The following is a 2,766-nucleotide window of genomic DNA, read 5'->3' on the forward strand; positions in this document are numbered from 1 at the left end:
GGCCTCGCTCGCGCTGCTCGCTGCCACCGCGTGGCTGCCGCTGGCGCATGCGCAGGGCGTCGCGGTCGACGCGCCGCCGGCCCCCGGGGCGGCGGTACAGGCTGCCGTCCCCGACGGCGGCACCACCGAGTTCAAGCTCGCCAACGGCATGCGCGTGATCGTCAAGGAAGACCATCGCGCGCCCACGGTCGCCCATCAGGTCTGGTATCGCGTCGGCGGTATCGACGAGGTCAGCGGCACCACCGGCGTGGCCCATATGCTCGAACACATGATGTTCAAGGGCACGCCCAAGGTCGGGCCGGGCGAGTTCTCGCGGCAGATCGCCGCGCTCGGCGGCCGCGAGAACGCGATGACCAATCGCGATTTCACGATGTACTTCCAGCAGATCGCCAAGCAGCATCTGCCGCGGATGATGGAGCTCGAAGCGGATCGCATGGCCAACCTGGTGATCCGCGCCGAGGACTTCGAGCGCGAGATGAAGGTCGTGATGGAAGAGCGCCGGCTGCGTACCGACGACTCCCCGCGCGGCACCGTCTACGAACAGCTGCTGGCCACGGTCTATACCAGCGCCGGCTATCGCCATCCGGTGATCGGCTGGATGAACGACCTGGTCAATATGCGCGTCGACGACGTCAGCGCCTGGTATCGCGAGTGGTACGTGCCGAACAACGCGATCCTGGTCGTGGCCGGCGACGTCAATCCTGCCGAGGTACGCGCGCTGGCCGAACGCACCTACGGCAAGCTCAAGCCGCGTGCGCTGCCGGTGCGCAAGCCCCAGATCGAGCCGCCGCAGAAGGGCGTCAAGCGGATCTGGGTCAAGGCGCCCGCCGAGAATCCCTATCTGGTGCTGGCCTACAAGGTGCCGCGGCTGCGCGACGTCGAAAAGGACATCGATCCGTATGCGCTCGAGGTGCTGGCCGCCGTGCTCAACGGCTACGACAATGCACGGCTGACGCGCGACCTGGTTCGTACGCAGCGGCTGGCCGACGACGTCAACGTCGGCTACGACGGCATCAATCGCGGCGAGTCGCTGTTCGTGCTCGACGGCACGCCGGCCAACGGCCATACCACCGAAGAGATCGAGCGCGCGTTGCGCCAGCAGATCGAACGGATCGCGCGCGAAGGCGTGTCCGACGAGGAACTGCGGCGCGTCAAGGCGCAGGTCGTGGCAGGACAGATCTACAAGCGCGACTCGGTGTTCGGCCAGGGCATGGAGATCGGCGTGGCGGAGATCGCCGGCATCTCGTGGCAGCAGCTCGACCGCATCCTCGAGCGGATCAAGCAGGTCACGCCGGATCAGGTCAAGACGGTGGCGGGCAAATACTTCAGCGAGGACAACCTGACCGTGGCGACGCTGCTGCCGCAGCCGATCGATCCCAACCAGCCCAAGCCCCAGGCCCCGTCCGGCCTGCGCCACTGAGGACCGCCGATGTTCGCCATCGATTCGCTTCCGTTTTCCCGTCCCGCGGCGCGCGCGCGCCAGGCGCTGACGATCGCCGCCGGCCTGCTGGCGGGCCTTGGCGCCGCTACCGTGCAAGCGGCCATTCCGATCGAACACTGGACCGCGTCGACCGGCGCCCGCGTCTATTTCGTGCGCAGCCCGTCGATTCCGATGCTCGACATCAACGTCGATTTCGATGCCGGCAGCCGCTATGACCCCGCCGGCAAGGCGGGGCTGGCAACGCTGACGGCGGCGCTGCTCGACAAGGGCACGGGCGCCGTGGACGGTCAGCCGGCGCGCGACGAAGCGCAGATCGCCGACGCCTTCGCCGATACCGGCGCCAGCTTCGGCGGCGCGGCCGGCGGCGACCGCGGCGGCATCGGGCTGCGTACGCTGACCTCCAATCCGGAGCTGACGCAGTCGGTCACGCTGGCCGCGCAGCTGATCAAGGCACCGACCTTCCCCGAGGCCGTGGTCGCACGCGAGAAGGAACGGATGATCGCGGCGATCCGCGAGGGCGATACGCGCCCTGGCGTGATCGCCGACAAGCTGCTGTCCAAGGCCATCTACCCGAACCACCCGTACGGCATGTCGGCCACCGCCGAATCGGTGGCGTCGGTGACGCGCGCCGACCTGGAGCGCTTCTGGCGCGCCAACTACGCGGCCTCGCGCGCGGTCGTCACGCTGATCGGCGCGATCGATCGCCGCCAGGCCGAACAGATCGCCGAGCTGCTGACGCGCGGGCTGCCCAACGGCGCCGCGCCGCCGGAGATGCCGGCGGTAAAGATGGACATCGGCGCCAGCGTGCAGCGCGTCCCGCATCCCGCGCAGCAGGCCACGGTCGTGCTGGGCCAGCCGGCTATCGCGCGCGGCGACCCCGACTATTTCGCGCTGCTGGTCGGCAACTATGTGCTCGGCGGCGGCGGCTTCAGTTCGCGGCTGACCGAGGAGGTCCGCGAGAAGCGCGGCCTGACCTACGGCGTCGACAGCTATTTCGCGCCGTCCAAGCAGCCGGGACCGTTCGGCATCGGCCTGCAGACCAGCAAGGCGCAGACCGACGAGGCGCTCGCGCTGGTGCGGCAGGTGCTCAAGCGCTTCGTCGAGGAAGGGCCGACGCAGGCCGAGCTGAAGGCGGCCAAGGACAATCTGATCAACGGCTTCCCGCTGCGGATCGACAGCAACCGCAAGCTGCTGACCAACGTCGCGAATATCGGCTGGTACGGCCTGCCGCTGGATTATCTCGATACCTGGACCGCGCAGATCGCCAAGGTCGATCGCCAGCATGTCAGGCAGGCCTTCCAGCGGCATGTGCGCCCTGACGCGAT

General features: G+C 68.6%; 2 protein-coding genes. Both read left to right on the forward strand.

Annotation, left to right across the window (positions count from 1 at the left end; translation table 11 throughout):
* Positions 1–13 precede the first annotated feature (13 nt).
* Positions 14–1,420, forward strand: coding sequence for a pitrilysin family protein (locus B551_RS16180; protein WP_043440257.1), 1,407 nt, complete (start codon positions 14–16; stop codon positions 1,418–1,420).
* Positions 1,421–1,429: 9 nt separating this feature from the next.
* The coding region (locus tag B551_RS16185) for a pitrilysin family protein (protein ID WP_023264544.1) at positions 1,430–2,766 on the forward strand (1,337 nt) is incomplete at its 3' end.

This window comes from Cupriavidus sp. HPC(L), assembly GCF_000307735.3.
In the GTDB taxonomy this organism is placed as follows: Bacteria; Pseudomonadota; Gammaproteobacteria; order Burkholderiales; family Burkholderiaceae; genus Cupriavidus.